We start from the raw sequence: 12,663 nt of genomic DNA, 5'->3' as shown, positions 1-12,663 counted from the left end.
TGAAAACCTTCAAAATTCTTGCTGAGCGATATCGCAATCGAGGCAAAAGACTAGCATTAAGATTCAATCTAATTGCTGGAATTTATAACTTGGAGCTGAGTGAAAAATGACTTATGAAAGAAATCTAATGATTTATGCCCTTCGGGGCATTATTTTTGGAATAAGAATGATTTTTGATAAAAAGAAAAGACAATTATTTTTAACAGATGAAGTTTACAATAGAGTAAATATATTTTTAAAAGAATTACCCATTGAAATTTTAGAAAGTAAAAAAATATATGAAGACAGTCCATCTGATATAAGAAGATTAGATTATTACTTATCACTACATTCTTATGATTTATTAAGTCTAAATTTTACTGCTGGGTTTGATATTTCTACACTTAGAATTCAATTAGAAGATGTAATTACGAAATATGAAGAATATACAATAGCCTTGCGCAAAGACGAGGAGGATGAAGATTGGGCACCATTTTATTTTACAGCTATAGATGAGTACGAAAGATGTATGCAGTTGATAGGACTGTGTTATCTATTACACAGAAGGGACTTATTACCTCGTATTGCAGCGATGCAGGACAAAATTTACCATGAGCAAACAGACCAATTAGATACACTGTATGAGGACTTTTTATCATTTGAGTTGGCAGATAGATATGATGTGGATCAATGGTTTTTTGATAATCCATATCGCCCATTAATTTTTAGTAAATATAGAGATACTAAACAAGAGAGTATTCGGGATATACAGGAATATTTGAAATTATGGTATCCCGCATTTGAAAGTGCTCCATGGTATGACTTACATAAAATGGAAAATGGAGGTTATTTTGGCTATTGGGCTATAGAAGCTGCTGCTTACGTTTATTTGCTAGATTTAGATGATAGTGAAATAACACATATGATTTATCCAAAAGATTTGGTTAAATTTGCCCGAGAATTTGTACCTTGCGAGAAGGATATAAGTAATCCAAGTACAAAAACATTAAAATGCGAAGCAGGTCAAATTTGCCTTAAAACAGGTGAATGGTATAGTCCTGCGAATAACATGGAAAAACGTCATTTTAATCAAGGAGAAGATATGCCTGAGATTAAAGATAACCCTTGGGGATTAACGATTTGGTATCTAACTGAATAAATAGATGCCATTCGGGGCATTTTGGAATGGGTGGGGATGTGTACTGGCAGTTTGATTGTGAAGAATAAATAAAACATACCCTTCGTGGCATTAATTTTAGGATTAATATGAGTTTCGATAAATATAAAAGACAGATTTTTCTAACTGAAGACTATTATAAAAGTGCCTATGATTTTTATATAGAAGACGTTGATTTTTAGAAAGAAAGTGATGCATTTGAGGATGATGAGTATAATTGCGGCGAAAAAAGAAGATGGAATTTAATAACACATGATTATTCTTTTCTACTTTACCTTGTATACACAGCAGGAAAATCTATAGGGGAAGTTATACCCTTATTTGAAAAAGTTATAGAAGGCTTTGAAAAACAATCTGAAGCCTTAGCTATCTTCCATAAGTCAAAAAAACCTTCTGTCATTCCAACTCAAAATGAAACGTTAAATATACTTGGTCTGGCTTTTTTATTTAATCGAAATGATTTGTTTGATCGTATACATTCATTAGTCAATGGTGAGGGTAAAAGTCATACGTGTGAAGATGAGGTTATTAATAAATTTTTTAAACTTAATGATCCTTCACATCCAACATTTAACGAAGGAAATTTATTTGCATTAGGTTATTCAAAATTATGTGATGTGATTGATAATGTGCTAGTTAAAAATAATAAAGAAACTGCTGTTAAATATTTAGATGAATACTTAGCTGATTGGTATCAAATGAATAAAAATGCACTTTGGTTTAATAGTCATCTAGAGCCTGCAGAAGAACTAAAATATTGTGGTTATTGGTCTTTTGAAGCAGCAGCTCTTGTTTATTTACTAGATTTGGATGACACTCCTCTACACAAGCATTTATTCTATCCTAAAGATATAGTTGCATGGGCTCGTAAAAATAATACTCAATCTGAAGTAACCCAAGAGAATCTAACTGTAATAAAAGTCAAAGCTGGCGAAAAATCCCCAAAAACGGGCTATTGGACAACCCCAGTACAAGTGGATTCACGCGTTCATGTGTTAAGAGGTGAAATCTTACCAACACTTTCTGGAACAGATTGGGGTGAAGTGTACTGGTATTTTAATGGTGAGGAATAAATAAAACATGCCCTTCGGGGCATTAATTTTAGGATTAATATGAATTTCGATAAATATAAAAGACAGATTTTTTTAACTGAAGATTATTATTTAAAGACTAAAGAATACAATGAAGAAGGAATACCCTTATATTTAGAAAGTGATGCATTTGAAGATGATCAATATAATTGTGGAGAAGCTTCAAGATGGCAATCTATTACATGGATCTATCATTCTTTATTATATCTTCATTATACTGCAGGAAAGCCAATAGAAGAAATATCTCCATTATTTGAAAAAGTAATAGAAGGTTATGAAAAACAAGCAGAAGCATTAGGAGTTTTTAAAGCAAGTAAAAAGCCAGTTGTTATTGGTGGTGAAGGTGGTTTTATTACATTAAGTACAATTAGCTTAGCAGTATTGCTAAATAAAAATAATTTATTATCTACAATTAAACAATTAATCAATGGCGAGGATGGAGGAACTTTTAGTGAAGATGAAGTGATTAATAAGTTTTTAAAACTAACGGATTCTAATCATCCAGATACTGAAAGAGATGGGATATATAGTTATAATTTTTCAATATTATGCGATGTGATTGATAATGTAATAATTAAAAATAACAAAAATCATGCGATTGAACTGTTGGATGAATATTTGGCTGATTGGTATCAAATGCATAAAAATACACTTTGGTACAATAGTCATTTAAATTTAGATAATTATTCATATGTTGGTTACTGGGCTTTTGAAGCAGCAGCTCTTGTTTATTTACTAGATTTGGATGAAAGTTCTTTACATAAACATTTGTTTTATCCTAAAGATATAGTTGCATGGGCTCGTAAAAATAATACTTAATCTGAAGTAACCCAAGAGAATCTAACTGTAATAAAAGTCAAAGCTGGCGAAAAATCCCCAAAAACGGGCTATTGGACAACCCCTGCACAAGAAGATTCACGCGTTCATGTGTTAAGAGGTGAAATGTTACCAACACTTTCTGAAACAGATTGGGGTGAAGTGTACTGGTATTTTAATGGTGAGGAATAAATAAAACATGCCCTTCGGGGCATTAATTTTAGGCTGAATATGAATTTTAAAATCGATCCTAAATTTTTATATTTATTAGAACATTTTAGTTCTAAAGAATTTTTTTATAGCATGAGAAATAACTATCAATCTTTTTTAGATCGTTTGGAATTGCTGTTTGTCGTTTATATGAGAAATCTACCCTATAATTATCTGGATTTTCCAATGCCAGAGCAAGTTGACATCAATTGGGGAGGGACGGTTTTACCGCTTTTAAGAAAAACCATGGATACTTTAGATTTTGCTTATATAAGAATAAAAGAAGGCGATCTAACATATTTAGATTGCGCATCAGAGATTCGATCGAATGACAAAGGTATGAGTGAGTTTTCAAAAAAATGGATGGATGAACTACCTCATGAAAATGTGAAAGAATGTTGGGATTTTTATACAAAGGCTAAGGCCGAGGCATTCATTATTGAAAATACCTATCCAACGTATTGGAATCAAGAAAGTATTGTTGATGAAATATTTGATATTTCAAAAATTAATATTCCTGTGTCATATCCCATTTATCGTATAAATCAAAGTATTAAAGTAAAATCGAATGAAAAAGTTGCGATAACAGATTTATATATTTCCGAATTTGTGCCGAACCGAATAGAATTTATGGCTCATAGTAATGAAGATGATAGAGGTTTTGGTAGTGTAATTCCCACTACAATAGATCCAGAAACTTATGAAACATATTATGAGAAAACAGATTGGTACTTGATTGAAAGAGTCGCAAATGAAGGGGGCAAGTTTACTGATCGAAGCTGAAATGATTTGTGTTGTCTGATGTGTGTTGATAAATGATAGCGAAATAACACATATGATTTATCCAAAAGATTTGGTTAAATTTGCCCTAAAACAGGTGAATGGTATAGTCCTGCGAATAACATGGAAAAACGCCATTTTAATCAAGGAGAAGATATGCCTGAGATTAAAGATAACCCTTGGGGTCTTACGATTTGGTATCTGACTGAATAAGTAGATGCCATTCGAGGTATGTTGGAATGGATGGGTATGTGTACTGGCAGCTTGATGGTGATAAATAGGATAAAATTTCCTTTTGGTTATTCGTTTCTAATGGATAATATTTTTAATTTTCTTTGATTATTATTTTTAATTAAATAAATTAAAACCCAATATTTTTTAAAGGATAATGATGAAAGTTTTAAAAACGAATTTAATGTTTATTATGCTTTCAGCAATGAGTTTAATAGGGTGTAATACTCATTCAACAAAAACTTATGTGTTGACGACAACATCTTATGGTTATGATGCAAGTTATATTCCTTATATTGTTGAATTAAATGGAGAGGAGCTAGGTGGAGGGCTAGGTAGTGGAACGAAAAGATCAGCAGTGATAACAGGAGCTCAATATATTAAATGGGGAGAAGGTAATAGCTCTAAAAAGCATATTGCAACCAATGTCCCCACATTGACGAATGAAAATTTAAAAGATAAAAAATATTTAGCTGTACATATATATCCAGATGACAGTGTGGAAATTAATTTATCGAATGAATTACCTGATGCTACTGAGAAAGGTTTAGAGTGGAGAGCAAAAATTATTGATGAATTGAAGGTAAAAGAAGAAAAATAGCTGTATCAGTCATTAGTGGCATATAGATAAAAAAAAAGCGCATGATGAGATGCGCTTTTTAATTTACAGCTAATTATTTTTCAACGAATGCACGTTCGATCACGTAGTCGCCTAGAACGCCCATCTTAGGAGATTCTTTCAGGCCGTGCTGGTCAAGCAGGGCAGCAACGTCGTCTAGGAATGCAGGTGAACCGCAAAGCATTGCGCGGTCAGTTTCAGGGTTGAAACGTGGAAGACCAATTTTTTCGAAAAGTTGACCAGATTCAATGGCAGTAGTTACACGGCCCTGAGTATGGAATTCTTCACGAGTTACCGTAGGGTAGTAAACCAATTTTTCTTTCGCGCCTAATTCACCAAAGAATTCGTGGTTAGGAATTTCATCTAAGATTAAATCTTGATAAGCCAATTCCGAAATGAAACGTGTACCATGTACAACGATGATTTTTTCAAAACGTTCGTAAGTTTCAGGGTCACGAATTACAGAAAGGAACGGTGCAAGACCTGTACCTGAAGAAAGTAGGTATAAGTTTTTACCAGGGTTTAAGTCATCTAGAACCAACGTACCTGTAGGTTTTTTAGATACTAAAATTTCATCGCCAACTTTTACTTTTTGTAAAATAGACGTTAAAGGACCATCTGGAACTTTAATAGAGAAAAACTCTAATTCTTCTTCATAGTTTGCGCTTGCAATAGAATAAGCGCGCATTAAAGGCTTACCATTTACTTCAAGGCCGATCATCACAAATTGACCGTTTTTAAAACGTAACGCAGTATCGCGAGTGGTTTTAAAAGAGAATAAAGTGTCATTCCAATGGTGGACGTGAGTAATCTTTTCGACGTTAAAAGCAGCCATTAAAGGTCTCAATAAAATTATCAAATTAGAACAGCTTACTATTCTAATCTAAAATCATTCTCGATAAACTGAATATATTTAATTGAACTTATCAGAAAAAGTGATTATGTCTGAGCTTAAAATGCCAATTATCGGGTATATGAAATCTCCCTACCGAGAAAAATTTGGTATTCCACGTCAGCCGAATTTGGTGCAAGTCGAATCTTATATTGAAATGGTGGAACCTTATAACGATTTATTGGCTTTCGAAGGGATTGATGATTTTAGTCATCTTTGGCTGATTTGGCAGTTTCATGAAAATAAAAATGCAGATTCGACAAAATTTCGTCCGCAAGTTCGTCCTCCGCGTTTAGGTGGTAATCAAAAAATCGGGGTATTTGCGACACGAAGTATGTACCGACCGTCACCTATGGGCTTGTCGGTTGTGCAGCTCAAAGGGGTGAAAAAAGTCGGAAAATCGGTACGTGTCTATGTTGTCGGTAGTGATTTGTTGGATGGAACACCAATTTTAGATATCAAACCCTATATTCAATATTCAGATGCAGTTATGGATGCGCAAAGCGGTTATGCGCAGGATGAGCCAGAAAGAAAATCTGTGATTTGGTCAGAGCACGCTGAGCAACAAAAACAGGTATTTTTGAATAATGGCAATTTAACCGAACAATTAACAGCAGAACTGGAACAAGTATTGAGTTTAGATCCACGTCCTGCTTATCAGCATGATGTTGAACGTATATATGGCATGTTGTTTGGCGGTTGTAATGTGCGTTTTTGCGTAGACACTAATAAAATAGTCGTACACGAAATTCTAAGTAGTTAAAAAGATCAGGTTTTAAACCTGATCTTTTTTGAAATCGAATTACTTTAATTTAGAGTATTTATCAATTTCAGTACTAGCGATATTGTTAAATAGCGAGCATTCATTTTTGATTGCTTCTACATAGTTAGTTTCAACTTTTGCTTCCAGGCTATCCTTTCCATAATTTTGAATCGCCTCATCTAAGTCAGCTTGATAGTCTTTAATATCATTAGCCAATGTGTAAGTGGTCCCTGATTTATAGTATGAGCCATAACGATAATTTTGATTAAACTGCACATAAGCATCAAAATCATAATTTACAGGTTGATTTTTCGAAATATAAACTGGATAAGAAGCTATGTTTTGGATGGTATAACCGTCATCTAAATATTCAGTAGGATCAAAACCATTAATGTTGTCACCAAGGAGTTCAACATAATTTTTTGAACTTGATGATGTTTTCAGTCTTAAGCAAGTTGAACCTTGAGGAAAAGTTTTTCCTTTTAATTTTGAATAATAGAAACTAGGGAATGTGCCCAACTTCGTTGCTAACGTAGTATCTGCACCTGAAAGATAATTAAATGTGTCTACGTAATAGCCAATTTCTTTACCTGTTAAATTTACCACTTCGAAATTTTGAGTCAGTTTCAGACCATTGAAGTTTTGACTAGATGCTGGTGTGAAAATCCATTGGCTATCATTTTTAGAAATTAAATTGGCAAATTTATAACCATATTCGGTTTTGTTCAGCACTGGTGTATAAAGGCCTTCGTCTGTTAAATAATCAGAAATTATCCATTTCAAGTCATAATTTTCATTGTTATTGCTTAAATAATCAACATTGAAATAAATAGTATTATTTTGAATATTGAAATGTGTTTTTTCGAATAAATTGTCGCTTCCATCCCAATATGATGATGAGTAGATTGACCATTTATTATTTTCGGAACTAGTTTCAGCTCCATTTCCTGATCCAGTTTCAGATGAAGTAGAACTATTGTCTGAAGAGCCGCCGCCGCAAGCGCTTAGAATTAAGGAACTAAAAATGGCTAGGCTTAAAATTTTAAATTTCATGTTACCCTCTTTAATAAATTATGAATTACGTCACTATTATTTGTGACTGTTGCATATAGTATAGAAAAACATAAAAAAGGGAATGTTAAAAATTAACTAATTAAAATTAATGATTTAAGTTAAATTTTTCTTAATAATTTAAGTAAAAAATATTGCGTTTTAATCAGCTGGTTTTGTTATAGTGAACCTATGTTTGGGGAACATAGAACAATGACTTTTAATTTTGAAATTGACACTTCTTGGTGTTTAGACCAATTACAAAAAGATGGACGTATTACTGAACGGGACAAAATACTGATTCAAACCACGCACCGTCAGCGTGAGCAGTTGAAATGGCATCCTCTACAATGGATTGCCAATTTTAATTTAGTCGATCAGAGTCATCCGCAGTCTACCTTAACATTGAATAGACTTTGCCAATGGTTGGCAGAAAAGTCTGGAGTACCGTTTTATATTATCGATCCTCTAAAAGCTGATGTGCCTGCTTTGACAGCCATTATGTCTCAGGAATTTGCAGTACGAAATCGCATTTTAGCGGTTGAATTACAAAATGAGCATGTGCTGATTGCAACGGATCAACCTTATAAAAATGAATGGATTGCCAATTTAGAGAGAACGGTATTACCACGTAAGATTCAGCGTGTATTACTCAGTCCAGACCAACTACAGCGTTACTTGGTTGAATATTACCAAGTGAGTCGTGCGGTCAGTAATTCGCAAAAATCATCGAGTTATGACCGTGAAAATAAAGGCGTTGAAGCACTATTACAATTAGGTGATACACAAAATCCAGATGCCAATGATCAGCATATTGTGAAGCTTGTGGATTGGGTCTTACAGTTTGCCTTCGAACAAGGTGCAAGTGATATTCACCTCGAGCCGCGTAAAGATACAGGAAAGGTGCGTTTTCGTATCGATGGCGTATTGCATACCATCTACAACATGCCCGCAAATACCCTGACAGCCGTGGTCTCGCGAATTAAGATCTTAGGTCGGATGAATGTGGCTGAAAAACGTAAACCGCAAGATGGACGTTTAAAAACCCGTACACCCAAAGGCCAAGAAACAGAGCTACGTTTATCGACGCTGCCAACAGCCTTTGGTGAAAAGTTAGTCATGCGTATTTTTGACCCTGAAGTCTTGGTACGTAGTTTCCAACAGCTCGGTTTTGAAGGGCGTCTGTTGGATGATTGGAAAGCATTAACCAGTCATAGTCACGGTATTATTTTAGTGACCGGTCCGACGGGTTCGGGTAAAACCACCACGCTTTATTCATCGCTCAAGCAATTGGCAACTGAAGAAGTGAATGTCTGTACGATTGAAGACCCGATTGAGATGTTAGAGCCGAGCTTTAACCAAATGCAGGTGAATACAGGGATTGATTTAGGCTTTGCTGATGGTGTACGGGCTTTAATGCGTCAAGACCCTGACATTATCATGGTCGGGGAGATCCGAGATCATGATACGGCAAATATGGCAATCCAAGCTGCATTAACAGGTCATTTGGTGCTTTCAACTTTACATACCAATGATGCACCATCGAGTTTGACGCGATTACATGATCTGGGGATTCAGCCTTTTTTAACGGCAGCGACCATTTTAGGGGTTTTGGCACAACGTTTGGTTCGTCAACTCTGTCCACATTGTAAGCGTGAGACTTTTATCAATGAACAAGAGTGGAAACATTTGACCTTTGAATATGCGATACAAATGCCTGATTTTGTCTACGAGGCGGTGGGCTGTGATGAATGTCGTCAAACGGGTTATAAAGGCCGTGTGGGGATTTATGAATTTATGCCACTCAGTATTGAAACCAAACAATTGATTGGTGCCAATGCAGATCTAACCCAATTACGTACACAGGCACGTAAAGAACATGTCGAGCCATTACGAATTGCAGGTGCGCGTAAAGTACTTGCAGGGGTGACGACTTTAGAGGAAGTTCTGCGTGTCGTACCGCTCAACTAATGGTTCGATCAAATAAATAAAAACGTCTTTGCAGCTTAAGATTCGACTCATCTTGCTTTGTTTAAATAGCGCTATCGAAATAGACAAAGTAAGAGAGACCGAAGATGACAACATTCACTCAATTGGTATGTGGTTTAGCATTTGCAGGTGTGGCATCAGTGGCAGTTGCGAATACAGTAGTCAATCAGGCTGCAGTTGCACCGATGAAAACCACATCGGTGAAACATGCCTTAGGCTTAAAAGATGATAGTAAAGTTCAATTGAAAGGTTATGTTGTGAAATCGATGGGCGATGAAAAATATCAGTTCCGCGATAGCACAGGCAGCATTACAGTGGATATTGATGATGAACTTTGGCAAGGCAAAGCGATTTCAGCTAAAACACCGGTAACGCTCATTGGAGAAATCGACATTGATTACAAACCGACGAAACGCGTTGAAGTTGATGTCGATCAAGTAAAATTTTAATTTAGCCTGTTATTCATTTCAGTGCTGCTCCATAAAAAACCACGGCTTGCTGTGGTTTTTTTATGATATGAGTAGATATGAGCAAAAGTTCGATACACTGAAGTCGGAACCATAGAAATAGGGTAGGTAAGATGCGAATTTTATTGGCAGAAGATGATGCATCCCAAGCAGACAGTATAAAAACATGGCTTGAAATGGATGGCTATAGTGTCGATTGGGTTGATCGCGGCGATCACGCTATTTTGGCTTTAGAACAACATCAATATGATTGCATACTTTTAGATCGTGGCTTACCAAAAGTAACTGGTGATGAAATTTTAAAACGTATCGTACAGTTGCATCCGCTTACACCAGTTTTATTCATTACTGCTCGGGACAGTATTGCAGATCGTGTAGAAGGTTTAGATCTGGGTGCTCATGATTATTTGGTAAAACCCTTTAGCTTGGAAGAGTTGTCAGCAAGGGTACGTGCCCAATTACGCTTGCATCATCAACAGCGTGATAATTCTCTGACTTTCGGGGATTTAAGTTTAGATGTACAAGCCAAAACGCTGCGTAAAAATGCGGAATTGATTACGCTGACATCGCGTGAATATCAAATCTTGCATAAGATGATGTTAAATCCTGAGCATATTATGACGCGTAGCCAACTCGAAGAATCACTCTATGCTTGGGGGGATGAAGTTGAAAGTAATGCGATCGAAGTTTTTATTTACCAATTGCGTAAGAAGATTGGCAGTGATTACATCAAAACCTTAAGAGGTTTGGGTTATCGCATGAATCTTCCACAACAAAGTTAAGTCTATGAGTGATAAAAAAAGCATTTCCTTACAGTCGCAACTGATTAAAACCTCACTGCTCAGTGCAATTTGGGCGGGAGCAATCTCCCTGTGTCTGATGTTGGGATTTGGTCTTTATCACATCATGAGTGTACATGATGCCCTGATGGACGAAGTGGCTGACATGCTCACTGCTACTGATCTCACGCTGAAGCAAGACGAACAAATAGATGAGCTGAGTGAAGAGTTTGATATGCAATATCAACTCATGCAAGGGTCGCAAGTCTTAACCACATCGGAACAACACACAGCATTTGAACATCAGCCCAATTTAAAACAAGGGTTGCATTATCAATGGAGAGAAGGCGCGCTTTGGCGTAGCTATGCACTTCAGGACGATGGATTAAGCGTACAAATCATTCAACCGATGAAAACACGGCTCAGAGAAACGCTGCAAAGCGTACTAGGCTATGCAGGGATTCTGTTGATTGTCTGGTTGATCCAATGGCTATTACTGCATATTTTGATTAAACGTCAATTGAAAGTTTTACAGCTTTTTTCAAAACAAATCGCTGAAAAAAATGTAGATGACTTACAAGCCATTGTCTTACCTGAACCTGTATTACAAGAACTAGAGCCGATCCAAACACAGCTGAATTTTTTATTAAGTCGATTAGATCAAGCCTTAGAGGCGGAACAACGCTTTACATCCGATGCTTCACATGAATTACGCTCACCGCTGTCTGCGATTCAAATGCGACTTCAGGTATTAAAACGAAAATATCCCGACATTCAGCAGGATTTATTGAGCATACAGCACGATGTTAATCGAGGAACGCGCGTGTTGGAAAATCTACTGATTTTGGCACGGCTCGACCCGACGCAATCGGAGCAATTAGATAAAAAACAAGAAGACTTAGAACAGCTGAGTTTACAAGTCTTTGACGCTTTACAGCCTTTTATTGAAGAAAAACAGATCGAATTGAAGCTACAGACCCAGTCTGTACAGTTTGCTATGAACCCAGAGTTGATGTTTAGCTGTCTACGCAATTTAGTCGATAACGCAATTCGCTATAGTCCTGAGCAAGGACAGGTAAAGATTGATTTAACGGTAACAGCACAGCAGGCGGTTTGGACGATTGAAAATCAAGGTGCGGGACTGACAGTCGCAGAATTGCAACGCATTGGCGAGCGATTTTACCGTGTATTGGGAACGAAGACGCAAGGTTCAGGTTTAGGTATTTCAATTGCCCAAAAAATTGTACAGTTACATCAAGGCCATTTAAATGTGGATGCATCTGAACTTGGTGGCTTAAAGGTACAACTCACTTTTCCAATCCGTTAAAAACACGATTTGCTCTAAGGAATTTAGCGAAAGAGTGTTGTGAGAGGAAGATGAGTGTTGCGATTTAAATTAAGTTTGAGTAGCTATAAAACTTAATTTAACTAAGTACAAAACTTAAAAAAGCAGTAAGCGAATGGCTTACTGCTTGTGTCCACGATTATTTTTATTGCGCTGATAATTATTATTTTTATCAGAAATTATTTGGTCAAAATAAGGCGATTATTTCGTGTTAAACGTAGTCGATATTCTTCACCTGCATGCATAATGCGAATTTCACGTCCTAAAGCAAAAAGGTTGTTTGAATGTAGCATTGGCAGTGAGTGGTGTGCTTCATTGCTACGAGTAAAAAGGCTAAATGGTGCGTTCATTCCGTCGACTCCGTGGTGTATTTCTGAATGGTTTAAATGATAATCATTATCGAATAGGCCTGTCAACGGTAATTTTAGGATTTTATAAAAAAGATAAATTTGCTTACACTTAGATATCAATTGGA

At 36.0% G+C, this 12,663-nt stretch carries 13 protein-coding genes and 2 pseudogenes; 12 read left to right on the top strand and 3 right to left on the bottom strand.

Annotated elements, in window-relative coordinates; translation table 11 throughout:
• From FTU79_RS11410 to FTU79_RS11385, 7 genes and pseudogenes are all read left to right on the top strand, one after another.
• A pseudogene (locus tag FTU79_RS11410) lies at positions 1 to 110 on the top strand (IS5/IS1182 family transposase); the annotation flags it as partial.
• Positions 107 to 1,138, top strand: coding sequence for a PoNe immunity protein domain-containing protein (locus tag FTU79_RS11405; RefSeq protein WP_180050109.1), 1,032 nt, complete (start codon positions 107 to 109; stop codon positions 1,136 to 1,138). The pseudogene FTU79_RS11410 and the gene FTU79_RS11405, both read left to right, overlap by 4 nt.
• A gap of 479 nt (positions 1,139 to 1,617) precedes the next feature.
• Positions 1,618 to 2,229 (top strand): DUF1911 domain-containing protein, encoded by a 612-nt coding sequence (locus tag FTU79_RS16600; RefSeq protein WP_257224298.1) that lies wholly within the window; start codon positions 1,618 to 1,620, stop codon positions 2,227 to 2,229.
• 39 nt (positions 2,230 to 2,268) lie between these two features.
• Positions 2,269 to 3,066 (top strand): PoNi-like cognate immunity protein, encoded by a 798-nt coding sequence (locus tag FTU79_RS11395; protein ID WP_257223245.1) that lies wholly within the window; start codon positions 2,269 to 2,271, stop codon positions 3,064 to 3,066.
• A gap of 228 nt (positions 3,067 to 3,294) precedes the next feature.
• Positions 3,295 to 4,056: a hypothetical protein gene (locus FTU79_RS11390; RefSeq protein ID WP_257223244.1), complete on the top strand. Its 762-nt coding sequence runs from the start codon at positions 3,295 to 3,297 to the stop codon at positions 4,054 to 4,056.
• Between the two features lie 78 nt (positions 4,057 to 4,134).
• Positions 4,135 to 4,266 (top strand): annotated as a pseudogene (locus FTU79_RS16595) (hypothetical protein); the annotation flags it as partial.
• Between the two features lie 178 nt (positions 4,267 to 4,444).
• The gene (locus FTU79_RS11385) at positions 4,445 to 4,885 is read left to right on the top strand and encodes a hypothetical protein (protein ID WP_180027310.1); all 441 of its coding nucleotides are present in this window, start codon (positions 4,445 to 4,447) and stop codon (positions 4,883 to 4,885) included.
• A 73-nt stretch (positions 4,886 to 4,958) separates the two neighbouring features.
• On the opposite strand, the gene FTU79_RS11380 is transcribed toward FTU79_RS11385, so the two are convergent.
• A complete protein-coding gene (locus tag FTU79_RS11380) occupies positions 4,959 to 5,738 on the bottom strand; it encodes a ferredoxin--NADP reductase (RefSeq protein ID WP_078189109.1) in 780 nt (259 codons plus the stop codon).
• Positions 5,739 to 5,844: 106 nt separating this feature from the next.
• Here FTU79_RS11380 and tsaA point away from each other — a divergent pair, with 106 nt between their 5' ends.
• A complete protein-coding gene (tsaA, locus tag FTU79_RS11375) occupies positions 5,845 to 6,558 on the top strand; it encodes a tRNA (N6-threonylcarbamoyladenosine(37)-N6)-methyltransferase TrmO (protein WP_180005251.1) in 714 nt (237 codons plus the stop codon).
• Positions 6,559 to 6,597: 39 nt separating this feature from the next.
• Here tsaA and FTU79_RS11370 read toward each other — a convergent pair whose 3' ends face one another.
• The gene (locus FTU79_RS11370; RefSeq protein WP_168379329.1) at positions 6,598 to 7,611 is read right to left on the bottom strand and encodes a hypothetical protein; all 1,014 of its coding nucleotides are present in this window, start codon (positions 7,609 to 7,611) and stop codon (positions 6,598 to 6,600) included.
• A gap of 210 nt (positions 7,612 to 7,821) precedes the next feature.
• Here FTU79_RS11370 and FTU79_RS11365 point away from each other — a divergent pair, with 210 nt between their 5' ends.
• The 4 genes from FTU79_RS11365 (at position 7,822) to FTU79_RS11350 (ending at position 12,170) form a co-directional block, all read left to right on the top strand.
• Positions 7,822 to 9,579 carry a GspE/PulE family protein gene (locus FTU79_RS11365; protein WP_180027311.1) on the top strand — a complete coding sequence of 586 codons (1,758 nt, stop codon included), beginning with the start codon at positions 7,822 to 7,824 and terminating at the stop codon, positions 9,577 to 9,579.
• A 104-nt stretch (positions 9,580 to 9,683) separates the two neighbouring features.
• On the top strand, positions 9,684 to 10,046 hold the full coding sequence (locus tag FTU79_RS11360; RefSeq protein WP_180009492.1) for a NirD/YgiW/YdeI family stress tolerance protein: 363 nt from the start codon (positions 9,684 to 9,686) through the stop codon (positions 10,044 to 10,046).
• Between the two features lie 131 nt (positions 10,047 to 10,177).
• Positions 10,178 to 10,846 (top strand): response regulator transcription factor, encoded by a 669-nt coding sequence (locus tag FTU79_RS11355; RefSeq protein WP_180009491.1) that lies wholly within the window; start codon positions 10,178 to 10,180, stop codon positions 10,844 to 10,846.
• Between the two features lie 4 nt (positions 10,847 to 10,850).
• Positions 10,851 to 12,170: a HAMP domain-containing sensor histidine kinase gene (locus FTU79_RS11350; protein WP_180009490.1), complete on the top strand. Its 1,320-nt coding sequence runs from the start codon at positions 10,851 to 10,853 to the stop codon at positions 12,168 to 12,170.
• 197 nt (positions 12,171 to 12,367) lie between these two features.
• On the opposite strand, the gene hemP is transcribed toward FTU79_RS11350, so the two are convergent.
• Entirely contained in the window at positions 12,368 to 12,538 is a 171-nt protein-coding gene (gene hemP / locus FTU79_RS11345) for a hemin uptake protein HemP (protein WP_078189103.1), read from the bottom strand.
• Between the last annotated feature and the right edge of the window lie 125 nt (positions 12,539 to 12,663).

It is taken from the genome of Acinetobacter sp. YH12144, assembly GCF_013418345.1.
In the GTDB taxonomy this organism is placed as follows: Bacteria; Pseudomonadota; Gammaproteobacteria; order Pseudomonadales; family Moraxellaceae; genus Acinetobacter; species Acinetobacter amyesii.
This window is presented reverse-complemented; position numbering and strand designations above follow the sequence as displayed.

What these genes read in the sequence shown, in the direction of transcription:
- FTU79_RS11405 (WP_180050109.1), top strand. Translation starts at nt 107, where the DNA reads ATGACTTATGAAAGAAATCTAATGATTTATGCCCTTCGGGGCATTATT.
- FTU79_RS11395 (WP_257223245.1), top strand. Translation starts at nt 2,269, where the DNA reads ATGAATTTCGATAAATATAAAAGACAGATTTTTTTAACTGAAGATTAT.
- FTU79_RS11390 (WP_257223244.1), top strand. Translation starts at nt 3,295, where the DNA reads ATGAATTTTAAAATCGATCCTAAATTTTTATATTTATTAGAACATTTT.
- FTU79_RS11385 (WP_180027310.1), top strand. Translation starts at nt 4,445, where the DNA reads ATGAAAGTTTTAAAAACGAATTTAATGTTTATTATGCTTTCAGCAATG.
- FTU79_RS11380 (WP_078189109.1), bottom strand. Translation starts at nt 5,738, where the DNA reads ATGGCTGCTTTTAACGTCGAAAAGATTACTCACGTCCACCATTGGAAT.
- tsaA (WP_180005251.1), top strand. Translation starts at nt 5,845, where the DNA reads ATGTCTGAGCTTAAAATGCCAATTATCGGGTATATGAAATCTCCCTAC.
- FTU79_RS11370 (WP_168379329.1), bottom strand. Translation starts at nt 7,611, where the DNA reads ATGAAATTTAAAATTTTAAGCCTAGCCATTTTTAGTTCCTTAATTCTA.
- FTU79_RS11365 (WP_180027311.1), top strand. Translation starts at nt 7,822, where the DNA reads ATGACTTTTAATTTTGAAATTGACACTTCTTGGTGTTTAGACCAATTA.
- FTU79_RS11360 (WP_180009492.1), top strand. Translation starts at nt 9,684, where the DNA reads ATGACAACATTCACTCAATTGGTATGTGGTTTAGCATTTGCAGGTGTG.
- FTU79_RS11355 (WP_180009491.1), top strand. Translation starts at nt 10,178, where the DNA reads ATGCGAATTTTATTGGCAGAAGATGATGCATCCCAAGCAGACAGTATA.
- FTU79_RS11350 (WP_180009490.1), top strand. Translation starts at nt 10,851, where the DNA reads ATGAGTGATAAAAAAAGCATTTCCTTACAGTCGCAACTGATTAAAACC.
- hemP (WP_078189103.1), bottom strand. Translation starts at nt 12,538, where the DNA reads ATGAACGCACCATTTAGCCTTTTTACTCGTAGCAATGAAGCACACCAC.